Raw genomic sequence first — 25,667 nt, 5'->3', positions numbered from 1 at the left:
CACATCTAAATATGGGCGACGTATTCTTATTGCCTCAATTCTTTGTGTATATTTAGAAGCGAAAAAATTATGTTGGGGACACCCTTTCAGCAATGCTATTCACATTTCTTATGAAAAAATCATTCTTAATAATTGGTATCGGATTATTGTATTTCACTTCTTTTAGTCAGGGAACGCGTCCCGCATTCGGACAAGCCGGGGATCCTCAAGCTCAAAAAGCATGGGAGGAACTCCGCCGAAAGGTTTACAGCAAAAAGGAGATCTCGGTTTCTAACATCAAAGGAAGCCCTTTTGAAAATGACAATTTTGTTCCAGCGGTCATAGTGTACGAAGGCAAAGCGGAAAAAGAGATCTTTGCACGTTTTGATGCTTATAATGACGAGGTGGAGTTCAAACAATTCGAAAACGAGAATGCAGAGGTCTATGCCTTGCATAAGTCAAGTAAGATATCTTGTAGGTTTGGAGCGCAAGAGTTATTCTACCTTCCATATAAGACTGATGGAGGACAGTCTCGAATTGGTTATATGTATTTGCAATTCAAAGGAAATCACTATTGGTTTTATGCCCGAAAGAAGAAAATAATAATGGAAAAGAAAAAAGCATATAATTCGCTCCAGCGGTCATTCCCAGCAAGATTTTCCGAGGTTGAGGAATTTTTCATCGGAAAACCGAATGAGACCTTAAGGTCGGTGTCGTTGCGAAAGAAAAAGATCATTGAGGCCTTAGATGAGGCGGATCATCAGAAAGCAAAAGATTTTGTCAAGGAACAAAAACTGAATTTAAAGGAGCCCTCTCAAGTAATTGCGCTACTCAAATACTTGGATTCATATCAAGATTCACCATGATCGTCGATAGCTCGTCAAGTGTCGGTCGATACGACAGATAGGGAGTCGTGTATCGAATTGTTGTAGGTTGAAAGCAAAATAAATAGCAAGCCATTTGAATAGATGAAAATAATTTCTACCTTTGCAGCCCTCTAAAAGAGGGTTTTTTAATTAAATAATAGTATTTATTTATGCCAACTATTTCACAATTAGTACGAAAAGGAAGGGCCAAGATGACCAAGAAGAGTAAATCGGCTGCTTTGGATTCGTGTCCACAAAGACGTGGAGTATGTACGCGTGTTTACACCACAACACCAAAAAAACCTAACTCTGCAATGCGTAAAGTTGCAAGGGTGAGGTTGACAAATGGTAATGAGGTTAACGCTTACATCCCAGGTGAGGGACACAACCTCCAAGAGCACTCGATAGTATTGGTTAGAGGCGGAAGAGTAAAAGATTTACCTGGGGTTAGATATCACATCGTTCGCGGTGCGCTAGATACTGCCGGTGTAGAAGGTAGAACGCAACGTCGCTCAAAGTACGGTGCAAAACGCCCAAAAAAGTAATCATTAAAACTTTAATGTAAAGAGACATGAGAAAAAGACAGGCGAAAAAAAGACCGCTTTTACCAGACCCAAGATTTAATGATCAATTGGTGACGCGTTTTGTGAACAACTTAATGTGGGACGGTAAGAAGTCAGTAGCGTTCAAAGTGTTTTACGATGCGATCGATATCGTAGAAGAGAAGAAACAAGATGATGAGAAAACTGGATTAGAGCTTTGGAAAGATGCGCTAAGCAATGTTATGCCACACGTTGAGGTTCGCAGCCGTCGTGTTGGTGGTGCTACATTTCAGATTCCTATGCAGATCCGTCCAGATAGAAAAGTATCAACAGCGATGAAGTGGTTGATCAGTTATGCGCGCAAGCGTAACGAAAAATCAATGGCCCAAAAACTTGCCTCAGAGATCTTAGCTGCGGCAAAAGAAGAAGGAGCTGCTGTAAAGAAAAGGGTGGATACTCATAAAATGGCTGAGGCCAACAAGGCATTCTCTCACTTCAGATTTTAATCCAAACACACAACAAGTATTTAACAAAAGATGGGAAGAGATCTTAAATTTACAAGAAACATTGGTATTGCTGCTCACATCGATGCGGGTAAGACAACAACTACCGAGCGTATTCTATATTACACTGGTGTAAGTCACAAAATTGGTGAAGTGCACGATGGTGCTGCGACGATGGACTGGATGGAGCAAGAGCAGGAACGAGGTATCACAATTACCTCGGCTGCAACTACCTGTACTTGGAATTTCCCGTTGGAAAACGGACAGCCCACTCCAGAGACCAAAGGATACCATTTTAATATAATCGATACTCCTGGGCACGTTGATTTCACCGTTGAGGTAAATCGCTCTTTACGTGTGCTGGATGGGTTGGTATTCTTATTCAGTGCGGTTGATGGTGTTGAGCCACAATCTGAGACCAACTGGAGATTGGCCGATAATTACAAGGTTCCACGTATTGGATTTGTAAACAAGATGGACCGTCAAGGAGCTAACTTTATGGCGGTTTGCCAACAAGTGAAGGATATGCTAGGGTCTAACGCTGTGCCAATCGTAATGAACATTGGGGATGAGGCCGATTTTAAAGGCATCGTCGACTTGGTGAAGAACCGTGCGATCGTATGGCACGATGAGACTCAAGGTGCAACATTTGATGTTATCGACATACCAGAAGAGTTGAAGGCGGAAGCTGCTGAGCTTAGAGGTAAGCTGATCGAAGAAGTTGCGGCCTACGACGAGGATCTTCTTGAGAAATACATGGAAGATGAGGATTCTATTACTGAAGAAGAAGTGCATGCTGCACTTCGTGCTGCGGTAATGGACATGTCTATCATCCCTATGATCTGTGGGTCTGCATTTAAAAATAAAGGAGTTCAATTCTTATTGGATGCCGTTTGTCGTTATTTGCCTTCGCCAGTTGATAAGGAAGGTATCATAGGGGTAAATCCTGATACAGAAAAAGAAGAGATCCGTAAGCCAGATGTGAAGGAGCCGTTTGCGGCACTAGCATTTAAAATTGCTACCGACCCCTTTGTGGGGCGTTTGGCATTCTTTCGTGCTTATTCTGGTCGTTTGGATGCAGGTTCTTACATCCTTAACAACCGTTCAGGAAAGAAGGAGCGTATTTCACGTATCTATCAGATGCACTCTAATAAACAAAATGCCATCGATTATATCGAAGCAGGAGACATTGGAGCTGCGGTAGGTTTCAAAGATATCAAGACTGGGGATACCATGTCTGATGAAAAACATCCAATCGTGCTAGAATCTATGGACTTCCCAGATCCGGTAATCGGTATCGCGGTAGAGCCTAAGACAAAGGCCGATGTTGATAAGCTAGGGATGGCGCTCTCAAAACTTGCCGAAGAAGACCCAACGTTCCAGGTAAAGACCGACGAGGCCTCTGGTCAAACGATCATCTCTGGTATGGGCGAGCTTCACTTAGATATTATTGTAGACCGTCTTAAGCGTGAGTTTAAAGTAGAGGTTAACCAAGGTCAACCTCAAGTTGAGTATAAAGAAGCGCTTACAGCAACTGCCGATCATAGAGAGGTTTATAAGAAGCAGTCTGGTGGACGAGGTAAATTCGCAGATATCGTATTTACAATGGAACCAGCTGAAGAAGGCCAGCAAGGTCTTGAGTTTGTAAACTTGATCAAAGGAGGTAACATTCCTAAAGAATATATCCCATCAGTAGAAAAAGGATTTAAGGAAGCCATGAAAAATGGTCCTTTAGCCGGATTTGAGATGGACAGTATGAAAGTTACGCTGAAAGATGGGTCTTTCCATGCGGTGGATTCTGATTCTCTTTCGTTCGAACTAGCTGCTAAGATGGGTTACAAGTCCGCTGCAAAGGCTGCGAGAGCAGTTCTTATGGAGCCGATCATGAAACTCGAAGTGCTTACTCCTGAAGAGAACATGGGTGATATCGTAGGTGACCTTAACCGTCGTCGTGGTCAGGTAAACGACATGAGCGACCGTGCAGGTTCTAAGGTTGTTAAAGCCCACGTGCCACTTTCAGAGATGTTTGGTTATGTAACGGCGTTGAGAACATTGTCATCTGGTAGAGCAACATCTACCATGGAGTTCTCGCACTACGCAGAGACACCTACCAACATCGCAGAAGAAGTGATCAAAGAAGTAAAAGGAGCAGTTAACGCTTAATCCCAAAGAAAATGAGTCAGAAAATCAGAATAAAACTAAAATCGTACGATCACAACTTGGTGGACAAGTCTGCCGAGAAGATCGTTAAGACAGTAAAAACTACTGGCGCCGTTGTAACGGGTCCTATTCCATTGCCAACGCACAAGAAAATATTTACTGTGCTACGTTCTCCACACGTCAATAAGAAATCGCGAGAGCAATTTGAATTGAGCTCTTACAAGCGTTTGTTGGACATCTACAGCTCTTCGTCAAAGACCATCGATGCCTTGATGAAGTTGGAGTTGCCAAGCGGGGTTGAAGTAGAGATCAAAGTGTGATGAAACACCACTTTCAATAGCGAAAGCAAATTGAAAGTTTGGTTCAACACATTTCGGATAAGTTCTGGAATCCAGTATAAAGTAGAATAAACTTTTACTTTAGATATAGTTGAAAAAAGTGCGCGTGATCGCGCACTTTTTCGTTTCCAGTCTAATGATGATGAAATCTACCTTCTTCGAAAAATGGATTTTTGACATGGCGTCTTTGTGTGAAAAATTCTTTGAGGAGGCCGTGAATTCGGCTATTTCAAAGGTGTTAAAGGGGTCGTTTTTAGATGCTGACGAAATAGTTCGCAATTAATTTGACTCAGAGGTTGAATCTTACAAAAAATTTAATACCTTTGCACACCATTTGCGGGGCTTATTGTGCCTATTTGGCACCTCTGGGCAGTAGAGTGGGGTAATTAGATTGAAACACTTATGGTACATAGGTGTTTTTATTTTGAATAAACTTTAAACAATTAATTAATTTTTTATGTCTGGGTTAATCGGAAAGAAAATCGGCATGACTAGCATCTTTGACGAGAATGGGAAAAACATCCCATGTACCGTTATCGAAGCAGGTCCATGTGTCGTTACCCAAGTCAGAACCAATGAGGTTGACGGGTATGAAGCTCTTCAACTTGGTTTCGATGACAAGGCAGAGAAGCGTGCTACCAAAGCGGCCAATGGTCACTTTAAGAAAGCAGGTACATCGCCTAAGTACAAGGTTGTCGAGTTCCAAGGATTTGAAGAGGAGTACAAATTAGGCGATACCATCACAGTAGAGCACTTTAACGAAGGGGAATTCGTAGATGTTTCGGGTACTTCCAAAGGTAAAGGATTCCAAGGGGTGGTTAAAAGACATGGTTTTGGTGGTGTAGGTCAAGCTACTCACGGACAACACAACCGTCTAAGAGCTCCTGGATCTATTGGTGCTGCATCATATCCAGCGCGTGTGTTCAAAGGAATGCGCATGGCAGGAAGAATGGGTGGTGAGAAAGTGAAAGTTCAAAACTTGAGAGTGTTAAAGGTGGTAGCAGATAAGAACTTGCTCGTTGTAAAGGGTGCAGTTCCTGGCCATAAGAACGCTTATGTAATCATTCAGAAGTAATGGAGGTAGCAGTTTTAAACATTAAAGGAAAAGAAACAGGTAGAAAGGCAAAGCTTTCTGATGCTGTTTTCGGAATAGAGCCTAATGAAAATGCACTTTACTTGGATGTGAAGCAATATCTTGCAAATCAGAGACAAGGAACGCATAAGGCGAAGGAGCGTGCTGAGATCGTGGGAAGTACCCGTAAGATCAAAAAGCAAAAAGGTACCGGTACAGCACGTGCAGGTAGCATCAAGTCTCCGATCTTCAAAGGAGGAGGTAGAGTGTTTGGTCCAAGACCACGCAACTACAGCTTCAAGTTGAATAAAAACCTGAAGAGATTGGCGCGAAAATCTGCGCTGTCGTTAAAGGCACAATCAGAGTCGTTAGTGGTATTGGAGGACTTCACTTTTGAAGCGCCAAGGACAAAAGATTTTGTTGGTGTTCTCAATGCTTTAGGGCTAGAAGGTAAAAAAGCCCTATTCGTCTTGGGCGACACTAATAATAATGTATATTTGTCGTCGCGCAATTTGAAGGGTGTTGAAGTTGTAACAAACTCAGAATTAAGTACTTACAAGATAATGAACGCGAATAACGTGGTGCTTTTGGAAGGGTCTGTTGAAGGGATAGAGTCAAACCTAAGTAAATAATAACCCGATGAGTATCTTAGTAAAACCTATTATTACGGAAAAGGCGACTGCAGATAGCGAGAATTTCAATCGCTACGCGTTCGTTGTAGATCCAAAAGCAAATAAGATCCAGATCAAGGAAGCCGTTGAGGCAACTTACGGGGTTAATGTTGAAAAGGTTCGTACAATGAATTATGGTCCCAAAAGAAAGACACGTTACACGAGAACTGGTGTTCAGCAAGGTAAGACGAGCGGATACAAAAAAGCGATCGTACAAGTAGCGGAAGGAGATATCATAGATTTTTATAGCAATATCTAAGTAAAAAGGCGAAAATGTCAGTAAGAAAATTAAAGCCAATTACACCAGGGCAGCGTTTTAGAGTAGTGAACGGATTTGACGCGATCACTACTGATAAGCCGGAGAAAAGCTTGCTTGCTCCGAAAAAAAGGTCTGGTGGTAGAAACAGTCAAGGTAAGATGACCATGCGCTACAAAGGTGGTGGTCATAAGAGAAGGTATCGTATCATCGACTTCAAGCGTAATCGTTTTAACGATCCAGCTGAAGTATTAACGATCGAGTACGATCCAAACAGAACAGCGTTTATTGCGCTGGTTCAGTACAAAGACGGTGAAAAGCGATATATCGTTGCTCAAAATGGACTACAAGTTGGGCAAAACGTTGTTTCAGGGGAAGAGGTAGAGCCGGAGATCGGTAATGCTTTGCCACTGAGTGCTATTCCACTAGGTACGATCATTTCTTGTATTGAGTTACGTCCAGGTCAAGGAGCTGTTATGGCTCGTAGTGCTGGAGCTTTCGCTCAGTTGATGGCAAGAGATGGGAAGTATGCTACGATCAAATTGCCGTCTGGCGAGACCAGATTAATACTAGTGAATTGTTTGGCGACCATCGGTGCCGTGTCCAACTCAGATCACCAGTTGCTGGTTTCTGGAAAGGCGGGTAGAAGCCGTTGGTTAGGTCGCAGACCAAGAACTAGACCTGTAGTGATGAACCCGGTCGATCACCCAATGGGTGGTGGTGAAGGGAAATCTTCAGGAGGTCACCCAAGATCAAGAAAAGGATTGCCTGCAAAAGGGTATCGTACGAGATCGAAGACCAAGGCGAGCAACAAGTATATTGTAGAACGTAGAAAGAAATAAAAGGAAAGAAATGGCACGTTCACTAAAAAAAGGACCATACGTACACTATAGCCTAGAGAAGAAAGTTCAGGCAAATGTAGAATCTGGCAAGAAGACTGTGATCAAAACATGGTCTCGAGCTTCGATGATCACTCCAGACTTTATCGGGCAAACAATCGCTGTACACAACGGTCGTCAGTTTGTACCAGTCTATGTCACAGAGAACATGGTAGGTCATAAATTAGGAGAATTTTCACCAACACGTTCATTCCGTGGACACGCTGGTGCAAAAAATAAAGGAAAAAAATAATAAGTAGCTATGGGAGTTCGTAAAAGAGAAAGAGCAGAGCAAATTAAGGAGGCTAAGAAGTCTGTTGCGTTTGCAAAGTTGAATAACTGCCCTACTTCACCTAGAAAGATGCGATTGGTCGCAGACCAGATCAGAGGTCAAAAGGTGGAGCATGCGCTTGCTATTTTGAAGTTCAGCACCAAAGAAGCTTCACGTCGTTTAGAGAAACTTTTGCTGTCGGCGATCGCTAACTGGCAAGCGAAGAACGAAGAGGCAAGCATTGAGGAGGCAGAACTATTTGTAAAGGAGATCCGAGTTGATGGTGGAAGTATGTTAAAAAGACTACGTCCAGCACCACAGGGTCGCGCACATAGAATTAGAAAACGCTCCAACCACGTAACGATCGTGTTGGGAGCAAAAGATAACACACAAAGCTAAGTAAGACATGGGACAGAAGACAAATCCGATCGGAAATCGCCTTGGTATCATCAGAGGATGGGAATCCAACTGGTACGGAGGTAATGACTATGGAGATAAACTTGCCGAAGATGACAAGATTCGCAAGTACGTCCATGCACGTCTATCGAAAGCTAGTGTGTCACGTGTGATCATCGAGCGCACCTTGAAGCTTGTAACCGTTACTATCACCACCGCAAGACCCGGTATTATTATTGGAAAAGGCGGACAGGAGGTAGACAAGCTAAAAGAGGAGCTTAAGAAGATCACCAACAAAGAGGTGCAGATCAATATCTTTGAGATCAAGAGACCTGAGTTAGACGCTAATCTCGTAGCCGCCAGTATTGCCCGACAAATCGAAAGCAGGATCAGCTATCGTCGTGCGATCAAAATGGCTATTGCGGCTGCAATGCGTATGAACTGTGAGGGGATAAAAATTCAGATCTCAGGACGTTTGAATGGTGCTGAAATGGCACGTTCAGAGTCTTATAAAGATGGTCGCATCCCATTATCGACATTTAGAGCTGATATTGACTATGCTTTGCACGAGGCTCATACTACTTATGGTAGATTGGGTATCAAAGTATGGATCATGAAAGGCGAAGTCTACGGTAAAAGAGAACTCTCTCCGCTAGTTGGAATGGGCAAGAAGTCTGGTGGAAAAGGTGGAGACCGAGGAGGAAAGCCAAAGGCACGTCGTAAAAAGTAATTTTTTAAAGTAAAAGAAAAATGTTACAGCCTAAAAGAACGAAATATCGCAAGGTACAGAAGGGGCGCATGAAAGGTAACTCCCAAAGAGGGCATCAGCTCTCTAACGGAATGTTCGGGATCAAATCTTTAGATTCGAGTTTCATCACTTCTCGTCAGATCGAAGCAGCGCGTATCGCAGCTACTCGTTACATGAAGAGAGAAGGACAACTATGGATCAAGATCTTTCCAGACAAGCCTATCACTAAAAAGCCATTGGAAGTACGTATGGGTAAAGGTAAAGGTGCTCCAGAATATTGGGCAGCTGTAGTTAAACCTGGCAGAATTATGTTCGAAGTTGGTGGTGTGCCATTAGACGTAGCTAAAGAAGCATTGCGTTTGGCCGCTCAAAAACTTCCAGTTAAAACCAAGTTTGTCATGGCTCGAGATTTCGAAGCTTAAACTAAGAAGTTATGAAACAGTCAGAAATTAAACAATTATCTACTGCCGAGCTTCAAGAAAAGCTTGGTGAGTTCAAAAAGAACTATGCCGATCTAAAAATGGCTCATGCTATCACGCCACTTGAGAATCCAATGCAACTGAGAGTTGTAAGAAAGACCGTGGCGCGAATCGCAACTGAGATAACCGCTAGATCAGCGCAATAATTTGATTCCTGCTAAAGATGGAAAAAAGAAATTTACGTAAAGAAAGAATAGGGGTAGTAACCAGCAACAAGATGCAGAAATCGATCGTGGTCTCTGAGGTCAAAAAGGTGAAGCACCCTATGTACGGTAAGTTCGTATTGAAGACAAAGAAATATGTCGCACATGACGAACAAAACGATTGCAACATTGGCGATACGGTAAAGATCATGGAAACAAGACCTTTGAGTAAGTCCAAGTGTTGGAGATTGGTAGAAATCATTGAAAGAGCGAAGTAATCATGGTACAACAAGAATCTAGACTTAAAGTAGCAGACAACACAGGGGCAAAGGAAGTTTTGACCATCCGTGTTCTAGGAGGTACTAAAAGAAGATACGCTTCTGTTGGTGACAAGATCGTTGTCACTGTCAAAGATGCAACTCCAAACGGAAACGTTAAGAAAGGACAAGTGTCTACAGCAGTAGTAGTTCGTACCAAGAAAGAAGTAAGAAGACCAGATGGGTCATACATTCGTTTCGACGATAATGCTTGTGTTCTTTTGAACCCAACAGGAGAGATGAGAGGAACCCGTGTGTTTGGTCCTGTTGCTAGAGAACTTCGTGATAAGCAGTTCATGAAGATCGTATCATTGGCACCAGAGGTGCTTTAATACATTATCAAAGATGACAAAGCTAAAGATCAAAACAGGAGATACGGTAAAAGTGATCGCTGGAGACCATAAAGGTACAGAAGGCAAGGTGATCCGTATTTTTCGCGAAAAGAATAAGGCCATCGTAGAGGGTGTGAACATGGTGAAGAAACATGCTAAGCCAAGTGCACAAAATCCTCAAGGTGGTATTATCGAGAAAGAAGCTCCGATCCAAATATCTAACCTTTCATTGTTGACCTCTAAAGGAGAAACGACAAGAGTAGGTTATAGAATGGAAGGAGACAAGAAAGTGAGATTTGCTAAAAAATCAAATGAAGTAATTTAGTTATGGCTTACGTTCCAAGATTAAAGCAAGAGTACAAGGACAGAATCGTTACTGCTCTTACAGATGAATTCGGCTATAAAAATGTAATGATGGTGCCAAAACTCGAAAAGATCGTTTTGAGTAGAGGGGTAGGTGCCGCTGTCGCCGATAAAAAACTGATCGACCATGCGGTGGATGAGTTAACAATGATCACTGGTCAAAAAGCCATAGCCACGATCTCTAAGAAAGACGTCGCTTCCTTTAAACTTCGTAAAGGCATGCCTATTGGGGCAAAAGTGACCCTACGAGGAGAAAGAATGTACGAATTCTTAGATCGTTTGGTTACTTCAGCGTTACCACGAGTTAGAGATTTCTCTGGTATCAAAGCCAATGGTTTTGATGGTCGTGGCAACTACAACCTAGGTATCACAGAGCAAATTATCTTCCCAGAGATCAATATCGATAAGGTAAACAGAATTTCTGGTATGGATATCACATTTGTGACTTCTGCTGAAACCGATAAGGAGGCAAAATCATTATTAACAGAACTAGGATTACCCTTTAAAAAGAACTAAGGATGGCTAAAGAATCAATGAAGGCCCGTGAGGTCAAAAGAGCTAAATTGATTGCTAAGTATGCTGAAAAGCGTAAAGCATTAAAAGAAGCTGGAGATTACGAAGCATTACAGAAACTTCCAAAGAACGCTTCCCCTGTCCGTGCACACAACAGATGTAAGCTTACGGGAAGACCTAAAGGGTACATGCGTCAATTCGGTATCTCTCGTGTCATGTTCAGAGAGATGGCCAACAAAGGATTGATTCCTGGAGTTAAAAAAGCAAGTTGGTAAATTTTTAATTGGTTTCAGGTTCGGTCCCAATTTACTGGAATCGAAAACCAAAACCGCAAATACATTACAATGTACACAGATCCAATAGCAGATTATTTAACAAGAATCAGAAACGCTAGCAGAGCAGGGCACAGGGTTGTTGAGATTCCGGCTTCAAAACTAAAGAAGGAGATCACCAAGATCTTGTTCGACCAAGGATATATCCTTAGTTACAAGTTTGAAGACAATACAGTTCAAGGAAGCATCAAGATCGCACTTAAGTACGACAAGCTTACCAAAGAGCCTATTATCAAGAAGATCCAGCGTGTAAGCACACCTGGTCTACGTCAGTATGCCGGTGCTGCAGAGCTTCCTAGGGTTCTTAACGGACTTGGAGTAGCAGTAGTTTCTACCTCCAAAGGAGTGATGACAGGTAAACAAGCCCAGGCAGAGAATGTTGGAGGCGAAGTTTTATGTTACGTTTACTAATAAGTTAAAGACAAGAAGAAATGTCAAGAATAGGTAAAAGTCCGATCGTGATTCCTGACGGAGTTACAGTAGACATCAAAGATGGCGTAGTTACCGTAAAGGGGAAGCTAGGAGAGCTGTCTCAAGAAATAAAGGACATCGAGATCAAACAAGAAGAAGGACAATTGGTTTTAGAGCGTTCTTCAGAAAATAAGGACCACCGCGCAAAGCATGGTCTTTACAGATCGTTGATCAACAATATGGTCGAAGGTGTTTCCAAAGGGTTTACTAAAGAATTGGAATTGGTTGGAGTTGGGTACAGAGCCAGCAACCAAGGTCAGAAACTAGACCTAGCTCTTGGGTTTTCACATAACATCGTTATGGATATAGCCCCAGAGGTAAAAATAGAGACTGTATCAGAGAAAGGGAAAAACCCACTCGTTAAGTTAACTTCTCATGACAAGCAATTGGTAGGCCAAGTTGCTGCTAAGATCCGTAGTTTCCGTAAGCCAGAACCTTACAAAGGAAAAGGAATCAAGTTTGTTGGAGAGCAAATTAGAAGAAAAGCAGGTAAATCAGCTTAATATATAGCATTATGGCATTATCAAAGACTGAGAGAAGACAAAGGATTAGAAACCGCATCAGAAAAGTGGTTTCTGGTACCGCGCAAAGACCTAGATTATCTGTATTTAGAAGTAATAAGGAGATATATGCTCAATTGGTAGATGATGTAGCTGGTGTGACCATCGCTGCAGCTTCTTCTAGAGACAAAGATATTGCTGCTAAAGGCACCAAATCCGAAATTGCTGCTGCCGTAGGTAAGGCAATTGCAGAGAAGGCTTTAAAGGCTGGAATCGATACTATCTCTTTCGATAGAGGTGGATATCTGTATCACGGAAGAGTAAAATCATTAGCGGAAAGTGCTAGAGAAGCAGGACTAAAATTCTAAGAAATCATGTATCAGAAATACAAAAATGCAGAATTAGTAAAACCTAGCGGTCTTGAATTAAAAGATCGATTGGTTGGCGTTCAAAGAGTAACAAAAGTAACCAAAGGAGGTAGAGCATTCGGTTTCTCTGCGATCGTTGTTGTTGGAGACGAGAATGGCGTTGTAGGTCATGGTCTTGGAAAATCAAAAGAAGTTTCTGAGGCGATCTCTAAGGCGGTAGAAGATGCAAAGAAGAATTTAGTGCGCATTCCTATCTATAAAGGTACGTTACCACACGAGCAAAAAGGAAAATATGGTGGCGCTAGAGTTTATATCCAGCCTGCGTCGCATGGTACAGGGGTGATTGCTGGTGGAGCCGTACGTGCGGTATTGGAGGCTGTTGGAGTACACGATGTACTTTCAAAATCTCAAGGTTCTTCAAACCCTCACAATGTGGTAAAGGCAACTTTTGACGCCTTGTTGCAATTGAGAGACCCTAGAACTATTGCTCGTCAGAGAGGAATCTCCTTAGAAAAAGTTTTTAAAGGATAAATCAAGGATAACGATGGCAAAGATCAAAGTAACACAAGTAAAAAGTAAGATCAAGCGTCCATTGGACCAAAAGCGCACTTTAGATGCACTTGGCTTACGTAAGATAGGACATACGGTAGAGCACGATGCTTCACCAACTATCCTTGGTATGGTAAAGAAAGTTCAACACTTAGTTTCTGTAGAAGAAGCTTAAACAATAAAGTAAAATGGATCTAAGTAACTTAAGACCAGCTGAAGGCTCAACGCACCAAGACAAGAAAAGAATAGGTAGAGGACAAGGTTCTGGAAAAGGGGGCACAGCAACACGTGGTCACAAAGGAGCAAAATCTCGTTCTGGTTATTCGAAGAAGATTGGTTTTGAAGGTGGACAAATGCCACTTCAAAGACGTGTGCCTAAGTTCGGATTCACCAACATCAATCGCAAAGAATATGCGGGTGTTAATCTAGACAGGCTTCAGCAATTGGTAGATGACGGAAAGATCACCGATACAGTTACTGTTGAAAATTTGGTTGCTGCAGGTGTGGTGAGCAAAAACGATATGGTGAAAATATTAGGTAGAGGAGAGCTCAAGTCAAAATTAAATGTAACTGTACATAAATTTACTGCAACTGCAAAAGCAGCGATAGAGGCAGCTGGTGGAGAAGCAGTAACTTTATAACTCATTATTTCAAATGAAGAAATTTTTCGAAACACTTAGCAATATTTGGAAGATCGAAGAATTACGTAACAGAATCCTGGTAACCCTGGGATTCTTGTTGGTATATCGCTTTGGAGCCCAAGTGGTACTCCCAGGAATCGACTCCACACAACTGGCAGAATTAACCAGTAGAGCACAAGGGAACGGGCTTCTAGGGATTCTTAACGCATTTACAGGCGGAGCGTTTGCAAATGCCTCCGTATTTGCATTGGGGATCATGCCCTATATCTCAGCATCTATTGTGGTCCAATTGATGGGAATTGCTATCCCTTACTTACAGAAGTTGCAAAAAGAGGGAGAAAGTGGTAGAAAGAAAATAACTCAAATCACACGTTGGTTAACCATAGGTATCTGTGTTGTTCAAGCACCGGCCTATCTATATAGCCTCTCTTCTGTCTTTAATATCCCTGCACAGGCATTTATCGATGGAAGTGGTCAAAGTTTAGGCTTCATCGTACCATCGGTGATCATTTTGGTCACAGGTACGATCTTCGCTATGTGGCTTGGTGAGAAGATCACCGATAGAGGTATCGGAAATGGTATCTCGTTGCTGATCATGGTGGGTATCATCGCAACGCTTCCACAGAACTTTGTGCAAGAAGTGCTATCGAGAACCACTGGTGAAGGTACTGGTGATGTGATGCTCATTCTGGTAGAACTGGTTATCTGGTTCCTGGTGATTCTAGCGAGTGTTTTGTTGGTCATGGCAGTTCGTCAAATACCAGTGCAATATGCTAGAAGAACAACGACCGGTGGCTACGAGCGGAGTGCAAGGCAATATATTCCACTAAAGCTAAATGCTTCTGGGGTAATGCCGATCATCTTTGCTCAAGCGATCATGTTTGCACCAGCATATCTTGGTAAAGGCGTGGGCTTCATCAAAGACACCGCTGTTGGACAATGGTTGTTGAAGTTTGAAAATCCATTCGGTCTAGAATACAATATATTATTTGGACTGCTGATCATCATCTTTACGTTCTTTTACACCGCGATAACTGTTCCTACGAACAAAATGGCGGACGATCTAAAACGTAGTGGTGGTTTCATTCCTGGGATTCGTCCAGGGAAAGAGACATCAGATTACCTCGATAAGATCATGTCCCAGATCACATTTCCAGGATCATTGTTCTTGGCATTGTTGGCAGTGTTCCCAGCGATCATCGTTAAGATATTAGGAATGCAACAAGGTTGGGCATTGTTCTATGGAGGAACCTCCCTGTTGATCATGGTGGGTGTGGCGATCGATACGATGCAGCAAGTAAATTCATATTTGTTGAATAGACATTATGATGGATTGATGAAAACTGGTAAAAATCGTAAAGTAGTAGCATAAGGATGGCTAAACAACCAGCAATAGAACAAGACGGAAGCATCATTGAGGCATTGTCCAATGCAATGTTTCGTGTAGAATTGGAGAATGGTCACGTGGTAACCGCCCACATCTCAGGTAAAATGCGCATGCACTATATCAAATTGTTACCTGGTGATAAGGTGAAATTGGAGATGAGCCCTTACGACCTGACAAAAGCTAGAATTACTTACAGATACTAAAAGTTGAAGTAAGTGCTTGGTGTAACGTTTTTTTGTGTACTTTTGCACACCGAAATCGGTACGCATTTAATTTGGTGATAGTTCAGAATCACTGCATTGTAGAAAAGATTTTTAAGTAGAAATATTATAAACATTACTGATGAAAGTAAGAGCATCACTTAAAAAAAGAAGCCCGGAGTGCAAAATTGTACGTCGAAAAGGCAGATTATATGTAATTAACAAAAAGAATCCTAGATTTAAACAAAGACAAGGATAATTATGGCAAGAATCGCAGGTGTTGATATTCCTAAACAAAAAAGGGGTGTAATCGCGTTAACCTATATCTTTGGTATAGGCAAGAGTAGAGCTAAAGAGATTTTGGCTGCTGCTAAGGTAAGTGAAGATACAAAGGTGTCAGATTGGACGGACGAAGAGATCGGAAATATCCGTGAGGCTGTTGGACAGTTCAAGATTGAGGGAGAGCTTCGCTCGGAGGTGCAATTGAACATTAAACGTTTAATGGACATCGGTTGTTATAGAGGTATCCGCCACAGGTCTGGTCTGCCATTGAGAGGCCAGCGTACCAAGAACAACTCTCGTACAAGAAAAGGAAAGAGAAAAACAGTTGCTAACAAGAAAAAGGCGACTAAATAATAAGTAAGTAGTATGGCAAAGTCTAGCACAAAAACTTCTAAGAAACGCAAGGTCGTTGTAGAGTCAGTTGGTGAAGCACACATTACTGCTTCCTTTAACAATATCATAGTCTCACTTACCAATAAAAAAGGAGATGTGATCTCTTGGTCTTCTGCCGGAAAGATGGGCTTTAGAGGATCAAAGAAGAACACACCATATGCTGCGCAGACCGCTGCAGAGGATGCGGCAAAAGTGGCACAAGAGGCAGGATTGAGAAAAGTGAAAGTGTATGTAAAAGGTCCTGGTAATGGTCGTGAGTCGGCTATCAGAACATTGCATAACAATGGTATCGAGGTAACGGAGATCATCGACGTTACACCACTACCACACAATGGATGTCGTCCTCCAAAAAGAAGAAGAGTATAATTTTTATATAATCAAAAGAAGGATCAAGGACATCGAAGGAAAGAGACCTTAATTCATGTTCCCTTCTTAAACTAATTTCAAATGGCAAGATATACCGGTCCAAAAACTAAAATAGCTCGTAAGTTCGGCGAGGCTATCTTCGGAGATGACAAGTCTTTCGAAAAAAGAAATTACCCTCCGGGGCAACATGGTAACAACAGGCGAAGAGGAAAGAAGTCTGAGTACGCTGTCCAATTGATGGAAAAGCAAAAGGCAAAGTACACCTACGGGATCCTTGAGCGTCAATTCAGAAACTTGTTCGAAAAGGCAAACCGTAGTAAAGGCGTTACCGGTGAGGTATTATTGCAGTTGTGCGAGTCTCGTCTTGATAATGTTGTTTACCGAATGGGTGTTTCACCAAGCCGCAGAGGTGCACGCCAATTGGTGTCGCACAGACACATTACCGTAAATGGAGAAATCGTGAACATCCCGTCCTATCAATTAAAGGCAGGAGACGTTGTTGGAGTTAGAGAAAAGTCGAAGTCATTAGTGGCCATCGAAGACGCTCTTGCCAATGCAAGCCACGTTTACGAATGGATCTCATGGAACAACGACCAAAAGCAAGGTACTTTTGTTGCCGTTCCGGAAAGATTACAGATTCCAGAAAACATCAAAGAACAACTAATCGTAGAATTGTATTCTAAATAATAATTGACCGCAGTCTAATTATGGCATTATTCAATTTCCAGAAGCCCGATAAAGTTATCATGATCGATTCAACCGATTTTGAAGGTAAGTTTGAATTCAGACCTTTAGAACCCGGATATGGATTGACAGTTGGTAACGCATTAAGAAGAGTACTGCTATCATCGCTAGAAGGATTCGCTATCACGTCGGTACGTATCGACAAGGTAGAGCACGAATTTTCAACAATGGCGGGGGTAGTAGAAGACGTAACAGAGATCATTCTTAACTTGAAGCAAGTGCGCTTCAAGCGGCAGATCGAGGATATCGATAACGAAACGGTATCTATCTCTGTATCTGGTCAAGAACAGCTTACCGCTGGTGATTTTCAAAAATTTATCTCTGGCTTTCAAGTGTTGAATCCAGACCTAGTGATCTGTAATATGGATCCTAGCGTTAGCATCAACATGGAAATAGCCATTGAAAAAGGCCGCGGATATGTTCCAGCAGAAGAGAATAAGAAGCAAAACGCACCATTAGGCACCATTGCGATCGATTCTATCTACACGCCTATTAAGAACGTAAAGTATAGTATCGAAAACTTTCGTGTAGAACAGAAGACAGACTACGAAAAGCTGGTTTTCGAAATCCAAACCGATGGCTCTATTCATCCAAAAGATGCATTGACCGAAGGGGCGAAAGTTTTGATTCACCACTTCATGCTATTCTCTGACGAGCGTATCACCCTAGAGGCCGATGAGATCGCGCAAACTGAAACATATGACGAAGAATCTCTTCATATGCGCCAGTTGTTGAAGACCAAGTTGATAGACATGGACCTTTCAGTACGTGCGCTGAATTGCTTGAAAGCCGCAGAAGTAGATACCCTAGGAGACTTGGTGTCATTTAATAAGAACGATCTGATGAAATTTAGAAACTTTGGTAAAAAGTCATTGACGGAGCTCGAAGAACTTGTCAATGTTAAAGGCCTAAGTTTCGGAATGGATCTGTCAAAATACAAATTAGATAAAGACTAACACATCATATTTTGCTCCTCTAGAGAGAGTCGAAGCAAGATGATGGTTAATTAAAGAAGTCATGAGACACGGAAAAAAATTCAATCATTTAGGAAGAAAGACTGCCCACAGAAAGGCAATGCTTGCAAACATGGCTTGCTCGTTGATCGAACACAAGCGTATCAATACGACCGTTGCTAAGGCAAAAGCGCTAAAGCAATTTGTAGAGCCATTGGTAACTAAGTCAAAAGCAGAGAACAACACCACTACCGAGAAGTCTACTCACAATAGACGTATCGTTTTTAGCTACTTGAGAAATAAGTATGCCGTAAAAGAGTTGTTCAGCACTGTCTCAGACAAAGTAGGCGATCGACCAGGAGGTTACACGAGAATCATTAAATTGGGTAATCGTTTGGGAGATAATGCAGAGATGGCGATGATAGAGCTGGTTGATTTCAACGAAATTTACAACGCTGGAAAACCTGTTAAAAAGAAATCTACACGTAGAGGTAGAAGCAAAAAGGCAGCTGAGACGGTCGCAGAAACCGCCCCAGAAACTCCAGAAGTAAAAGAAACTAACGAAACTTCAGAAGAATAGATGAAGGATTCAATAGATATGAGGAAAGGGATAGGCAGTAATGTTTATCCCTTTTTTTATGAATTTCCTATTTTTGAAAAATAAAACGAATACAACAAACAACACAACGAAAAGAATGAAGTATCAATCAAAGAAGAAAGCAGTGGTCCTGCTAGCCGATGGAACCATCTTTTACGGAAAGGCAGTAGGGGGTGATGGCACTGCATTTGGAGAAATTTGTTTCAATACGGGAATGACCGGTTACCAAGAGATCTTTACCGACCCTTCGTACTTTGGTCAGTTAATGGTAACCACCAATGCCCATATCGGAAATTATGGGGTCAACAATGATGAGGTTGAGTCCGATTCGATCAAAATCGCCGGACTTATCTGTAAAAACTTTAATTATGACTATTCGAGAGTGGCGGCAGATGGTTCTTTACAGGATTTCTTTGACGCGAACAATTTATTTGCCGTATCCGATGTCGATACAAGAGCGTTGGTCGCCTATATCAGAGATAATGGCGCCCAAAATGCCGTCATATCTACAGATGTCGATAATATTGAAGGTTTAAAGAGGCAACTGGCTGAAGTTCCCAATATGGATGGTTTAGAACTTGCCTCTAAAGTTTCAACCAAAGAGCCTTATTTCTTTGGTGATAAAAATGCTACCATCAAAATAGCAGCGGTAGATATAGGGGTGAAGAAAAACATCCTCCGCAATCTGGCGAAGCGGGGAGCCTATATCAAAGTATTTCCATATAATGCAACATTTGAAGAGTTAAGTGCATGGGATCCCGATGGGTATTTTATCTCAAACGGTCCAGGTGATCCCCAGCCATTAAAAGAAGCGCAGCAATTGGCTAAGGAGATCATCGCTAGAGACCTTCCGCTCTTTGGGATATGCCTTGGGCATCAGGTGATTGCTTTGGCCAACGGAATTTCAACCTATAAGATGCATCACGGTCACCGAGGTATCAACCATCCGGTAAAGAACCTATTGACGGGCAAAGGAGAGATCACATCCCAGAACCATGGCTTTGCCATTAACAGGGAAGAGGCAGAGGCACATCCCGAGATAGAGATCACTCATCTGCATCTCAATGATGGCACTGTCGCGGGTATTAGGATGAAAAATAAGAATTGCTTTTCTGTACAATATCATCCAGAAGCGAGTCCTGGTCCACATGATGCCGAATACCTTTTCGATCAATTCATCGAGAACATAACCAAAGCAAAAGTTACCGCATAAGATTGAAGCCTTCGAATATCGAAGGCTTTTTTTATTAACCGATAACGTTATAGTGGTTAAGATAAGGTTAACAACGGTAAAATTGCATCTTTAAATAATGTTAAAAAAATAGGCGTTTTGTATCTTCGTAGGGCTTTCTTTTTGAAGGCTCACAACAAAAAACGTTTAATTCTTAAAACAGTCTCTGTAAGCCTTAAGAATAAGGTGTAGGAGCAAGAAATTATGGGTATGATCATCAATATTCACGCAAGACAGATTTTAGATTCAAGAGGCAATCCAACGGTGGAAGTCGACGTTATCACCGAAAATGGTGTGCTAGGTAGAGCCGCTGTGCCTTCTGGGGCATCCACCGGAGAGCATGAGGCTGTGGAACTCCGAGATGGAGGAAAGGCCTACATGGGCAAGGGAGTCTCAGAAGCAGTAAAGAATGTAAATACTATCATTGCTGAAGAATTGATCGGAATCTCAGTCTTTGAGCAAAACTACATCGATAAGGTGATGATCGATCTAGATGGCACTCCAAACAAGTCCAAGTTGGGAGCAAATGCTATCCTCGGAGTGTCCTTGGCGGTCGCAAAAGCTGCTGCCAACGAACTTAACATGCCATTGTATAGATATGTAGGAGGCGTTAGCGCAAATACCCTTCCGGTACCTATGATGAACATCATCAACGGGGGATCGCATTCAGATGCCCCGATCGCATTTCAAGAATTCATGGTGATGCCTGTAAAAGCCGAAAGCTTCACTCACGCCATGCAAATAGGTACAGAGATCTTCCACAACCTTAAAAAAGTGCTGCACGATCGTAATTTGAGTACAGCGGTCGGTGATGAAGGTGGTTTTGCGCCAACTCTGGACGGTACCGAAGATGCCATCGAAACCATTGCCAAGGCCGTTGAAAATGCTGGATATAAGTTTGGAGACGAAGTCATGATCGCATTAGACTGCGCGGCGGCAGAATTCTATGTGAACGGAAAATATGATTACACCAAATTTGAAGGCGATAAAGGAGCGGTCAGAACATCTGAGGAGCAGGCGCAATATCTTGCCGATCTCGCATCAAAATATCCCATCATCTCTATCGAAGATGGTATGGACGAAAATGATTGGGACGGCTGGAAAGCACTTACCGAAAAAATAGGAGATAAGGTGCAACTGGTAGGCGACGATCTTTTTGTTACCAATGTAGAAAGACTTTCCAAAGGAATCGATAACGGCATTGCCAACTCTATCCTTATCAAGGTCAACCAGATAGGGACACTCACAGAGACCATAGCAGCCGTGAATATGGCAAAAAATGCTGGATATACTTCAGTGATGTCACATCGCTCTGGAGAAACCGAGGATAACACCATCGCCGATTTGGCGGTAGCACTTAATACAGGACAGATAAAAACGGGTTCAGCATCACGTTCGGACCGTATGGCAAAGTACAACCAACTACTTCGTATCGAGGAAGAACTAGGTGAGGTAGCCTATTATCCCAAGGAAAAAGCCTTTAAGGTTAGTTAACGGATTTTTATTCCTTTTGTCGAGAGGCGGAGCAAATTAAGGGCTCCGCTTTTTTTGTTTTTTCCTTCAAAACACTATATTAGCGCTTTAGAATACCCAAATAAACCCCATTTATTTTAACCTAAATTATGTTGTAATGAGAACAGCACTACCCTTCGTGTTATTCTTTGTAATCGCTATGGCCAATGCTCAGTCCAGAATTTGGCAGCCTACAAATGAATCACAAGCTTTATCACGTAACGCTAATCAAGAGCGTGTAATTATCCCTAACCAATACAAAGTTTTTAGTCTGAATGCAACTTCGTTGCGAGCAGTGCTTAAGAATGCGCCAGCACGTTTTACCGAAGCTGGGAAGAACTCCGCTACCTTCGTGGATTTTCCATTTGAAGACGGAAGAGTAGAGCGCTTCAAAATTCAGAAAGCCACAGTCATGCATCCCGAGTTAGAGGCCAAGTTTCCTCAAATCCGTGCATACGTAGGTCAAAGTATGGCCAACCCTTTGAATAAGATCTATTTCACAGATACCCAACTAGGGTTCCGAGGTCTTATTACAGGCGAGAAGACTATTTATATAGACCCTTATGCAAAGGGAAATACTGTCGATTACATTGTTTATGACAGAAAGAACTACAATAGGCAGGCCGATGATGACTGGCGTTGTTACGCCGATGACCTTTTAGAAGAGAATGATGTTGATCTAGAAGGTGCTGGAATACTGCAAAGAGATATTCAAGATGGAAGGCTGAGACGCTATGATATTGCTATTTCTTGTACTTCAGAATACACCAACTATCACGATGATGGAAATAACGGCAATGGAGATGCAAGAGCAGATGCACTTGCAGCCATGGTGATCACTGTGGCAAGGGTGAACTCTGTATACGAGAGGGACCTTGGGGTTACCTTCCAACTCATCGCTAACAACAACGAGCTGATCTATTTCAACGGATTTGCTCCTGGTGGTGACCCAGAACCTTATGATAACTACGATGGAGGTCAAATGCTAAGTGTAAACACCTCAAATATCACTGGTATCATCGGTTCTGGTGCTTACGATATCGGTCACGTCTTTAGTACAGGTGGTGGCGGTATCGCAGGAACCAGTCCTTGTGCCACAAGCAGCAAGGGTCGCGGTGTAACAGGTATTGTAACTCCCGAGTTTGACCCCTTTGATATCGATTATGTCTCCCACGAGATAGGCCACCAATACGGAGCTGGTCACACCTATTATAATGCCTGTTTTGGCTCTAAGGTAAGTAATGACTATGAGCCTGGAAGTGCTTCTACCATTTTAGGATATGCTGGTATCTGTGTTCCAAATGTTCAAGAGAATAGTGATGCCTATTTTCATGCTAGAAGTATCGCTCAGATGTCCCCATCTATCCTAGGTGATGCTTGTGAAACGGAGATCGTCACTGGAAATACAGCACCAGTTGCAAATGCAGGTAGCAATTATACCATTCCAAGATCTACCCCATTTATTTTGGATGGAGGCGCGTCTTCAGATGCCAATGGCGATACACTTACCTATTGCTGGGAACAGTATGATAATGATGGTACCTATACGCAGCCACCATTGTCTACCAATGCTGGAGGACCTATTTTCAGGACAAACTTCCCTGTATTAGATGCGACTAGAACGTTTCCAAATTTAGAGGCGATCATCAATAATCAGACCCCTACTTGGGAAGTGTTACCTAGTGTGGGTAGACAGATTGATTTTAGACTCACGGTACGAGATAATAATATCAATGGAGGAAATACGGACCACGACGATATGATCATTACCGTTTCTGGAACTGCCGGACCGTTTGTAGTAAATGCCCCAAATACAGGGTCGGAGATCTGGTATGCCGGGGCTACTGAAACAGTTACTTGGAGCGTGAACAGCACAAATTCTTTATCTCCAAACGTAAATATTCTGCTTTCTACCGATGGTGGATACACATACCCCATCACCCTTGCTTCGGGCGTTACAAATGATGGTTCTCACAATATCACCGTTCCAAACAATGTAGGAACGAATAACAGGATCAAAATTGAGGCAGCATCAAATATCTTTTTTGATATCTCCAACCAAGATTTTGAGATCAAGGCTGGAACTTTTGAAATGGTGCCAACACAAAATACGGTTTCCACATGTCAGCCCACCGATGCTGTGTTCACATTCGATTACACACCGGCACCTGGCTTTGGAGAAACAGTTACTTTTAGCGCCCTGAACGAACCCTCAGGTTCTTCTGTAGGTTTTTCCCCTGCCTCGGCATCTACTGCTACTACCGTAACGATGACCGTAAGCAACATTGGAGCTGTTACCGTTGGAAAGTATGATTTTGATATTCAGGGGCAATCCACGAGTGCCACAGAAACTGTAGGAGTTTCGCTGAATGTATTTGATAATAACATTGAAAATTCTGTTCTGTTGACCCCTTCTAACGGAGCGGGTAACCAGTCGACGACGCTAACATTGACATGGCAACCCTTGAATTCCGCGTCGGAATATGATGTGGAGATCAGTAGAGACCCTAAATTCGCCACCATAGACGTTAGTGCGACAGTGCAGAATGATAATAGCTATAGTGCTAGTTCGCTGATCGCTGGCGAGATCTATTTTTGGCGAGTACGCCCACGAAATACTTGTATTACGGGGAATTTCTCTGAGCTATTCGTTTTTCAAACGGCAAATGACACTTGTATTACTTACGATAATGAGTATTTTGAGAATGGCGACAATGTCTGGGAGTCTGGTTCGAATAATGCGGTAAGTGCTCGTGTCGATGTTGCTGATAATATAATCGTCAACGATGTTAGCTTTTACATGAGAGCTACACACAGCAACGTTGGTGTGATCAAAATGCAGTTTAGCTCACCTTCGGCTACATTCTCTGAAATATACAACAGAGACTGTTCCTCTGGAAGCAATTTCGACTGTACCTTCACAGATAGTGGTAGCCCATTATCATGTTTTGGAACACCAAGACTAAGCGGAAACATATTACCGGGTCAGGCATTTACCCGTTTTCAAGGTGAAAATGCACAGGGTACTTGGGTGTTATTGGCCACCGACAGAAGTTCTTCTTCTGGTACAGGTACGTTCAATGAATTTAGTGTCACGATCTGTGGTGAACTTCAAATTGTAAACGATGTCGCTGTCGATACCAACCTCGGTTTGACACTAGATCAGAATTCTTCCGCGCTTATCGATGCAACGCGTTTATCTGCTTCACAAAGCGGGGCTAGCGCTAGTCAAATAGTGTATGTCGTCACCGAGCTTCCTGCTCATGGGGATTTACTTCTAAACGCAAGCGCTTTGGCAATAGGGGATACCTTTACTCAAGACGATGTCAATAACAACTTGCTTAACTACTCTCATGATGGAAGCCTCAACCTTGCAGACAGCTTCGATTTTGCAATCGAAGGAAACAATACCGCTTTGAAAGGTGGAGAGACGTTTAACTTTACAATGAATCCTACCGTGGTCTTGGTTGCTGCAAAGGCTTATTTGCAAGGAGCGATGATCGGACAAGCAGGAACGTTGATGTCCGATACTCTAAGAGCTAATGGTGTATTGCCATTGGCCTCTCCTTATACGGATGCGATCACAACGACTACACCGGTATTGGCTGCCACAGGAAATGATGCCATCGTAGATTGGGTGTGGCTAGAACTATATAGCAGTCCATCAAACACCCTTGCGGCTTCAAGGTCGGCGCTAGTGCAGCGAGACGGAGATATTGTAGATGTGGATGGTACGAGTGCCATAACGATGAGTACACCACCTGGAGATTATTTCTTGGTGATTGGACATCGCAACCACTTGAATATAAAATCTGCGAATTTCTTTTCGATGTCCACAACAAGTACGGTAGTCGATCTCTCATCGAGCACAGCAGCCGTCGAAGGGACTTCCAATGCTGTAAAATCGGTCGGAAGTGGGATCTTTGCGCTCATCGTTGGAGACTTTGATGAGAATGGTCAAGTACAGAATACCGATGTGGCTGGCATTCGTCCATTGCTAGGACAATCTGGCTATGACCATGCAGACCTCGATATGAATGGGCAAATACAATTGACAGATATCAATCTCGGACTTCGACCTAATATTGGTAATGGAATCCAATATTAGTAAATAATAAATGACAGTTGTCTATTCTCAGATGGAAGATATAGACAAATATGATTCGATATAATTAAACTGAAGTGGTGATCCTTTCATGGGATCGCCACTTTTTTTTAAGAATAAATTATCATCGAAAACGATATAGAAACAAAATACAAGTGAGTTGTTTTTTGTAACTTCGTGGAACTTTGTTTAAACTTTAATCACAATT

General features: G+C 42.4%; 36 protein-coding genes. All 36 read left to right on the top strand.

Annotated elements, in window-relative coordinates:
- Nucleotides 1-110: 110 nt before the first annotated feature.
- The 36 genes from ACFQ1M_RS01095 (at nucleotide 111) to ACFQ1M_RS00920 (ending at nucleotide 25,462) form a co-directional block, all read left to right on the top strand.
- Nucleotides 111-845, top strand: a complete 735-nt coding sequence (locus ACFQ1M_RS01095; protein ID WP_386402588.1) for a hypothetical protein — start codon at nucleotides 111-113, stop codon at nucleotides 843-845.
- Between the two features lie 170 nt (nucleotides 846-1,015).
- Nucleotides 1,016-1,390, top strand: coding sequence for a 30S ribosomal protein S12 (gene rpsL, locus ACFQ1M_RS01090; protein ID WP_386402586.1), 375 nt, complete (start codon nucleotides 1,016-1,018; stop codon nucleotides 1,388-1,390).
- Between the two features lie 26 nt (nucleotides 1,391-1,416).
- Nucleotides 1,417-1,893, top strand: coding sequence for a 30S ribosomal protein S7 (rpsG, locus tag ACFQ1M_RS01085; protein ID WP_386402584.1), 477 nt, complete (start codon nucleotides 1,417-1,419; stop codon nucleotides 1,891-1,893).
- Nucleotides 1,894-1,923: 30 nt separating this feature from the next.
- Nucleotides 1,924-4,053 (top strand): elongation factor G, encoded by a 2,130-nt coding sequence (fusA, locus tag ACFQ1M_RS01080; RefSeq protein ID WP_386402582.1) that lies wholly within the window; start codon nucleotides 1,924-1,926, stop codon nucleotides 4,051-4,053.
- Between the two features lie 11 nt (nucleotides 4,054-4,064).
- Nucleotides 4,065-4,370 carry a 30S ribosomal protein S10 gene (rpsJ, locus tag ACFQ1M_RS01075; RefSeq protein ID WP_013073266.1) on the top strand — a complete coding sequence of 102 codons (306 nt, stop codon included), beginning with the start codon at nucleotides 4,065-4,067 and terminating at the stop codon, nucleotides 4,368-4,370.
- A gap of 475 nt (nucleotides 4,371-4,845) precedes the next feature.
- Nucleotides 4,846-5,463, top strand: coding sequence for a 50S ribosomal protein L3 (rplC, locus tag ACFQ1M_RS01070; protein WP_386402580.1), 618 nt, complete (start codon nucleotides 4,846-4,848; stop codon nucleotides 5,461-5,463).
- On the top strand, nucleotides 5,463-6,092 hold the full coding sequence (rplD, locus tag ACFQ1M_RS01065) for a 50S ribosomal protein L4 (RefSeq protein ID WP_386402578.1): 630 nt from the start codon (nucleotides 5,463-5,465) through the stop codon (nucleotides 6,090-6,092). Before rplC ends, rplD begins: the two co-directional genes overlap by 1 nt.
- Before the next feature lie 7 nt (nucleotides 6,093-6,099).
- A complete protein-coding gene (gene rplW, locus ACFQ1M_RS01060; protein ID WP_386402576.1) occupies nucleotides 6,100-6,390 on the top strand; it encodes a 50S ribosomal protein L23 in 291 nt (96 codons plus the stop codon).
- Nucleotides 6,391-6,404: 14 nt separating this feature from the next.
- On the top strand, nucleotides 6,405-7,229 hold the full coding sequence (gene rplB, locus ACFQ1M_RS01055; protein WP_386402574.1) for a 50S ribosomal protein L2: 825 nt from the start codon (nucleotides 6,405-6,407) through the stop codon (nucleotides 7,227-7,229).
- 10 nt (nucleotides 7,230-7,239) lie between these two features.
- Nucleotides 7,240-7,518 (top strand): 30S ribosomal protein S19, encoded by a 279-nt coding sequence (gene rpsS, locus ACFQ1M_RS01050; protein WP_386402572.1) that lies wholly within the window; start codon nucleotides 7,240-7,242, stop codon nucleotides 7,516-7,518.
- Nucleotides 7,519-7,527: 9 nt separating this feature from the next.
- A complete protein-coding gene (gene rplV / locus ACFQ1M_RS01045; RefSeq protein ID WP_386402570.1) occupies nucleotides 7,528-7,935 on the top strand; it encodes a 50S ribosomal protein L22 in 408 nt (135 codons plus the stop codon).
- A gap of 7 nt (nucleotides 7,936-7,942) precedes the next feature.
- Nucleotides 7,943-8,662, top strand: a complete 720-nt coding sequence (gene rpsC, locus ACFQ1M_RS01040) for a 30S ribosomal protein S3 (protein WP_386402568.1) — start codon at nucleotides 7,943-7,945, stop codon at nucleotides 8,660-8,662.
- Between the two features lie 20 nt (nucleotides 8,663-8,682).
- Nucleotides 8,683-9,102, top strand: a complete 420-nt coding sequence (rplP, locus tag ACFQ1M_RS01035) for a 50S ribosomal protein L16 (RefSeq protein ID WP_386402566.1) — start codon at nucleotides 8,683-8,685, stop codon at nucleotides 9,100-9,102.
- A gap of 11 nt (nucleotides 9,103-9,113) precedes the next feature.
- Nucleotides 9,114-9,305 (top strand): 50S ribosomal protein L29, encoded by a 192-nt coding sequence (gene rpmC, locus ACFQ1M_RS01030; protein WP_386402564.1) that lies wholly within the window; start codon nucleotides 9,114-9,116, stop codon nucleotides 9,303-9,305.
- Between the two features lie 17 nt (nucleotides 9,306-9,322).
- The gene (gene rpsQ / locus ACFQ1M_RS01025) at nucleotides 9,323-9,580 is read left to right on the top strand and encodes a 30S ribosomal protein S17 (protein ID WP_386402562.1); all 258 of its coding nucleotides are present in this window, start codon (nucleotides 9,323-9,325) and stop codon (nucleotides 9,578-9,580) included.
- 2 nt (nucleotides 9,581-9,582) lie between these two features.
- Nucleotides 9,583-9,951, top strand: coding sequence for a 50S ribosomal protein L14 (gene rplN / locus ACFQ1M_RS01020; RefSeq protein WP_163608469.1), 369 nt, complete (start codon nucleotides 9,583-9,585; stop codon nucleotides 9,949-9,951).
- Nucleotides 9,952-9,964: 13 nt separating this feature from the next.
- Nucleotides 9,965-10,276: a 50S ribosomal protein L24 gene (gene rplX, locus ACFQ1M_RS01015; RefSeq protein ID WP_386402559.1), complete on the top strand. Its 312-nt coding sequence runs from the start codon at nucleotides 9,965-9,967 to the stop codon at nucleotides 10,274-10,276.
- A 2-nt stretch (nucleotides 10,277-10,278) separates the two neighbouring features.
- Nucleotides 10,279-10,830, top strand: a complete 552-nt coding sequence (gene rplE, locus ACFQ1M_RS01010; RefSeq protein WP_386402557.1) for a 50S ribosomal protein L5 — start codon at nucleotides 10,279-10,281, stop codon at nucleotides 10,828-10,830.
- Between the two features lie 2 nt (nucleotides 10,831-10,832).
- On the top strand, nucleotides 10,833-11,102 hold the full coding sequence (gene rpsN, locus ACFQ1M_RS01005) for a 30S ribosomal protein S14 (protein ID WP_386402555.1): 270 nt from the start codon (nucleotides 10,833-10,835) through the stop codon (nucleotides 11,100-11,102).
- A gap of 69 nt (nucleotides 11,103-11,171) precedes the next feature.
- Entirely contained in the window at nucleotides 11,172-11,570 is a 399-nt protein-coding gene (gene rpsH, locus ACFQ1M_RS01000; RefSeq protein ID WP_386402553.1) for a 30S ribosomal protein S8, read from the top strand.
- Nucleotides 11,571-11,590: 20 nt separating this feature from the next.
- Entirely contained in the window at nucleotides 11,591-12,133 is a 543-nt protein-coding gene (gene rplF / locus ACFQ1M_RS00995; protein ID WP_386402551.1) for a 50S ribosomal protein L6, read from the top strand.
- Between the two features lie 11 nt (nucleotides 12,134-12,144).
- A complete protein-coding gene (rplR, locus tag ACFQ1M_RS00990; protein ID WP_386402549.1) occupies nucleotides 12,145-12,498 on the top strand; it encodes a 50S ribosomal protein L18 in 354 nt (117 codons plus the stop codon).
- A 6-nt stretch (nucleotides 12,499-12,504) separates the two neighbouring features.
- Nucleotides 12,505-13,029: a 30S ribosomal protein S5 gene (gene rpsE / locus ACFQ1M_RS00985; RefSeq protein WP_386402547.1), complete on the top strand. Its 525-nt coding sequence runs from the start codon at nucleotides 12,505-12,507 to the stop codon at nucleotides 13,027-13,029.
- A gap of 13 nt (nucleotides 13,030-13,042) precedes the next feature.
- Nucleotides 13,043-13,222, top strand: a complete 180-nt coding sequence (gene rpmD / locus ACFQ1M_RS00980; RefSeq protein WP_386402545.1) for a 50S ribosomal protein L30 — start codon at nucleotides 13,043-13,045, stop codon at nucleotides 13,220-13,222.
- Between the two features lie 13 nt (nucleotides 13,223-13,235).
- On the top strand, nucleotides 13,236-13,688 hold the full coding sequence (gene rplO / locus ACFQ1M_RS00975; RefSeq protein ID WP_386402543.1) for a 50S ribosomal protein L15: 453 nt from the start codon (nucleotides 13,236-13,238) through the stop codon (nucleotides 13,686-13,688).
- A gap of 13 nt (nucleotides 13,689-13,701) precedes the next feature.
- Nucleotides 13,702-15,060, top strand: coding sequence for a preprotein translocase subunit SecY (gene secY, locus ACFQ1M_RS00970; protein ID WP_386402541.1), 1,359 nt, complete (start codon nucleotides 13,702-13,704; stop codon nucleotides 15,058-15,060).
- Between the two features lie 2 nt (nucleotides 15,061-15,062).
- On the top strand, nucleotides 15,063-15,278 hold the full coding sequence (infA, locus tag ACFQ1M_RS00965; RefSeq protein ID WP_008613577.1) for a translation initiation factor IF-1: 216 nt from the start codon (nucleotides 15,063-15,065) through the stop codon (nucleotides 15,276-15,278).
- A 139-nt stretch (nucleotides 15,279-15,417) separates the two neighbouring features.
- The gene (ykgO, locus tag ACFQ1M_RS00960) at nucleotides 15,418-15,534 is read left to right on the top strand and encodes a type B 50S ribosomal protein L36 (protein ID WP_074978891.1); all 117 of its coding nucleotides are present in this window, start codon (nucleotides 15,418-15,420) and stop codon (nucleotides 15,532-15,534) included.
- A gap of 2 nt (nucleotides 15,535-15,536) precedes the next feature.
- Nucleotides 15,537-15,911, top strand: a complete 375-nt coding sequence (rpsM, locus tag ACFQ1M_RS00955; RefSeq protein WP_386402538.1) for a 30S ribosomal protein S13 — start codon at nucleotides 15,537-15,539, stop codon at nucleotides 15,909-15,911.
- Between the two features lie 12 nt (nucleotides 15,912-15,923).
- Nucleotides 15,924-16,316: a 30S ribosomal protein S11 gene (gene rpsK, locus ACFQ1M_RS00950; RefSeq protein WP_386402536.1), complete on the top strand. Its 393-nt coding sequence runs from the start codon at nucleotides 15,924-15,926 to the stop codon at nucleotides 16,314-16,316.
- A gap of 81 nt (nucleotides 16,317-16,397) precedes the next feature.
- Entirely contained in the window at nucleotides 16,398-17,003 is a 606-nt protein-coding gene (rpsD, locus tag ACFQ1M_RS00945; RefSeq protein ID WP_386402534.1) for a 30S ribosomal protein S4, read from the top strand.
- A 20-nt stretch (nucleotides 17,004-17,023) separates the two neighbouring features.
- Nucleotides 17,024-18,016 (top strand): DNA-directed RNA polymerase subunit alpha, encoded by a 993-nt coding sequence (locus tag ACFQ1M_RS00940; protein ID WP_386402532.1) that lies wholly within the window; start codon nucleotides 17,024-17,026, stop codon nucleotides 18,014-18,016.
- A gap of 61 nt (nucleotides 18,017-18,077) precedes the next feature.
- On the top strand, nucleotides 18,078-18,593 hold the full coding sequence (gene rplQ, locus ACFQ1M_RS00935; protein ID WP_386402530.1) for a 50S ribosomal protein L17: 516 nt from the start codon (nucleotides 18,078-18,080) through the stop codon (nucleotides 18,591-18,593).
- Nucleotides 18,594-18,708: 115 nt separating this feature from the next.
- The gene (gene carA, locus ACFQ1M_RS00930; protein ID WP_386402528.1) at nucleotides 18,709-19,824 is read left to right on the top strand and encodes a glutamine-hydrolyzing carbamoyl-phosphate synthase small subunit; all 1,116 of its coding nucleotides are present in this window, start codon (nucleotides 18,709-18,711) and stop codon (nucleotides 19,822-19,824) included.
- Nucleotides 19,825-20,046: 222 nt separating this feature from the next.
- Complete coding sequence (eno, locus tag ACFQ1M_RS00925; RefSeq protein ID WP_386402526.1) at nucleotides 20,047-21,336, top strand: phosphopyruvate hydratase; 1,290 nt, start codon at nucleotides 20,047-20,049, stop codon at nucleotides 21,334-21,336.
- A 136-nt stretch (nucleotides 21,337-21,472) separates the two neighbouring features.
- Entirely contained in the window at nucleotides 21,473-25,462 is a 3,990-nt protein-coding gene (locus ACFQ1M_RS00920; RefSeq protein ID WP_386402524.1) for a reprolysin-like metallopeptidase, read from the top strand.
- Nucleotides 25,463-25,667: the final 205 nt, after the last annotated feature.

Source organism: Sungkyunkwania multivorans, from assembly GCF_042675645.1.
Classification (GTDB): domain Bacteria; phylum Bacteroidota; class Bacteroidia; order Flavobacteriales; family Flavobacteriaceae; genus Sungkyunkwania; species Sungkyunkwania multivorans.
Note: the sequence above shows the minus strand (reverse complement) of the source record. Positions and strands in the feature narration are given on the sequence as shown.

Coding starts and splice junctions, on each gene's coding strand:
- ACFQ1M_RS01095 (WP_386402588.1), top strand. CDS start 111: ATGAAAAAATCATTCTTAATAATTGGTATCGGATTATTGTATTTCACT.
- rpsL (WP_386402586.1), top strand. CDS start 1,016: ATGCCAACTATTTCACAATTAGTACGAAAAGGAAGGGCCAAGATGACC.
- rpsG (WP_386402584.1), top strand. CDS start 1,417: ATGAGAAAAAGACAGGCGAAAAAAAGACCGCTTTTACCAGACCCAAGA.
- fusA (WP_386402582.1), top strand. CDS start 1,924: ATGGGAAGAGATCTTAAATTTACAAGAAACATTGGTATTGCTGCTCAC.
- rpsJ (WP_013073266.1), top strand. CDS start 4,065: ATGAGTCAGAAAATCAGAATAAAACTAAAATCGTACGATCACAACTTG.
- rplC (WP_386402580.1), top strand. CDS start 4,846: ATGTCTGGGTTAATCGGAAAGAAAATCGGCATGACTAGCATCTTTGAC.
- rplD (WP_386402578.1), top strand. CDS start 5,463: ATGGAGGTAGCAGTTTTAAACATTAAAGGAAAAGAAACAGGTAGAAAG.
- rplW (WP_386402576.1), top strand. CDS start 6,100: ATGAGTATCTTAGTAAAACCTATTATTACGGAAAAGGCGACTGCAGAT.
- rplB (WP_386402574.1), top strand. CDS start 6,405: ATGTCAGTAAGAAAATTAAAGCCAATTACACCAGGGCAGCGTTTTAGA.
- rpsS (WP_386402572.1), top strand. CDS start 7,240: ATGGCACGTTCACTAAAAAAAGGACCATACGTACACTATAGCCTAGAG.
- rplV (WP_386402570.1), top strand. CDS start 7,528: ATGGGAGTTCGTAAAAGAGAAAGAGCAGAGCAAATTAAGGAGGCTAAG.
- rpsC (WP_386402568.1), top strand. CDS start 7,943: ATGGGACAGAAGACAAATCCGATCGGAAATCGCCTTGGTATCATCAGA.
- rplP (WP_386402566.1), top strand. CDS start 8,683: ATGTTACAGCCTAAAAGAACGAAATATCGCAAGGTACAGAAGGGGCGC.
- rpmC (WP_386402564.1), top strand. CDS start 9,114: ATGAAACAGTCAGAAATTAAACAATTATCTACTGCCGAGCTTCAAGAA.
- rpsQ (WP_386402562.1), top strand. CDS start 9,323: ATGGAAAAAAGAAATTTACGTAAAGAAAGAATAGGGGTAGTAACCAGC.
- rplN (WP_163608469.1), top strand. CDS start 9,583: ATGGTACAACAAGAATCTAGACTTAAAGTAGCAGACAACACAGGGGCA.
- rplX (WP_386402559.1), top strand. CDS start 9,965: ATGACAAAGCTAAAGATCAAAACAGGAGATACGGTAAAAGTGATCGCT.
- rplE (WP_386402557.1), top strand. CDS start 10,279: ATGGCTTACGTTCCAAGATTAAAGCAAGAGTACAAGGACAGAATCGTT.
- rpsN (WP_386402555.1), top strand. CDS start 10,833: ATGGCTAAAGAATCAATGAAGGCCCGTGAGGTCAAAAGAGCTAAATTG.
- rpsH (WP_386402553.1), top strand. CDS start 11,172: ATGTACACAGATCCAATAGCAGATTATTTAACAAGAATCAGAAACGCT.
- rplF (WP_386402551.1), top strand. CDS start 11,591: ATGTCAAGAATAGGTAAAAGTCCGATCGTGATTCCTGACGGAGTTACA.
- rplR (WP_386402549.1), top strand. CDS start 12,145: ATGGCATTATCAAAGACTGAGAGAAGACAAAGGATTAGAAACCGCATC.
- rpsE (WP_386402547.1), top strand. CDS start 12,505: ATGTATCAGAAATACAAAAATGCAGAATTAGTAAAACCTAGCGGTCTT.
- rpmD (WP_386402545.1), top strand. CDS start 13,043: ATGGCAAAGATCAAAGTAACACAAGTAAAAAGTAAGATCAAGCGTCCA.
- rplO (WP_386402543.1), top strand. CDS start 13,236: ATGGATCTAAGTAACTTAAGACCAGCTGAAGGCTCAACGCACCAAGAC.
- secY (WP_386402541.1), top strand. CDS start 13,702: ATGAAGAAATTTTTCGAAACACTTAGCAATATTTGGAAGATCGAAGAA.
- infA (WP_008613577.1), top strand. CDS start 15,063: ATGGCTAAACAACCAGCAATAGAACAAGACGGAAGCATCATTGAGGCA.
- ykgO (WP_074978891.1), top strand. CDS start 15,418: ATGAAAGTAAGAGCATCACTTAAAAAAAGAAGCCCGGAGTGCAAAATT.
- rpsM (WP_386402538.1), top strand. CDS start 15,537: ATGGCAAGAATCGCAGGTGTTGATATTCCTAAACAAAAAAGGGGTGTA.
- rpsK (WP_386402536.1), top strand. CDS start 15,924: ATGGCAAAGTCTAGCACAAAAACTTCTAAGAAACGCAAGGTCGTTGTA.
- rpsD (WP_386402534.1), top strand. CDS start 16,398: ATGGCAAGATATACCGGTCCAAAAACTAAAATAGCTCGTAAGTTCGGC.
- ACFQ1M_RS00940 (WP_386402532.1), top strand. CDS start 17,024: ATGGCATTATTCAATTTCCAGAAGCCCGATAAAGTTATCATGATCGAT.
- rplQ (WP_386402530.1), top strand. CDS start 18,078: ATGAGACACGGAAAAAAATTCAATCATTTAGGAAGAAAGACTGCCCAC.
- carA (WP_386402528.1), top strand. CDS start 18,709: ATGAAGTATCAATCAAAGAAGAAAGCAGTGGTCCTGCTAGCCGATGGA.
- eno (WP_386402526.1), top strand. CDS start 20,047: ATGGGTATGATCATCAATATTCACGCAAGACAGATTTTAGATTCAAGA.
- ACFQ1M_RS00920 (WP_386402524.1), top strand. CDS start 21,473: ATGAGAACAGCACTACCCTTCGTGTTATTCTTTGTAATCGCTATGGCC.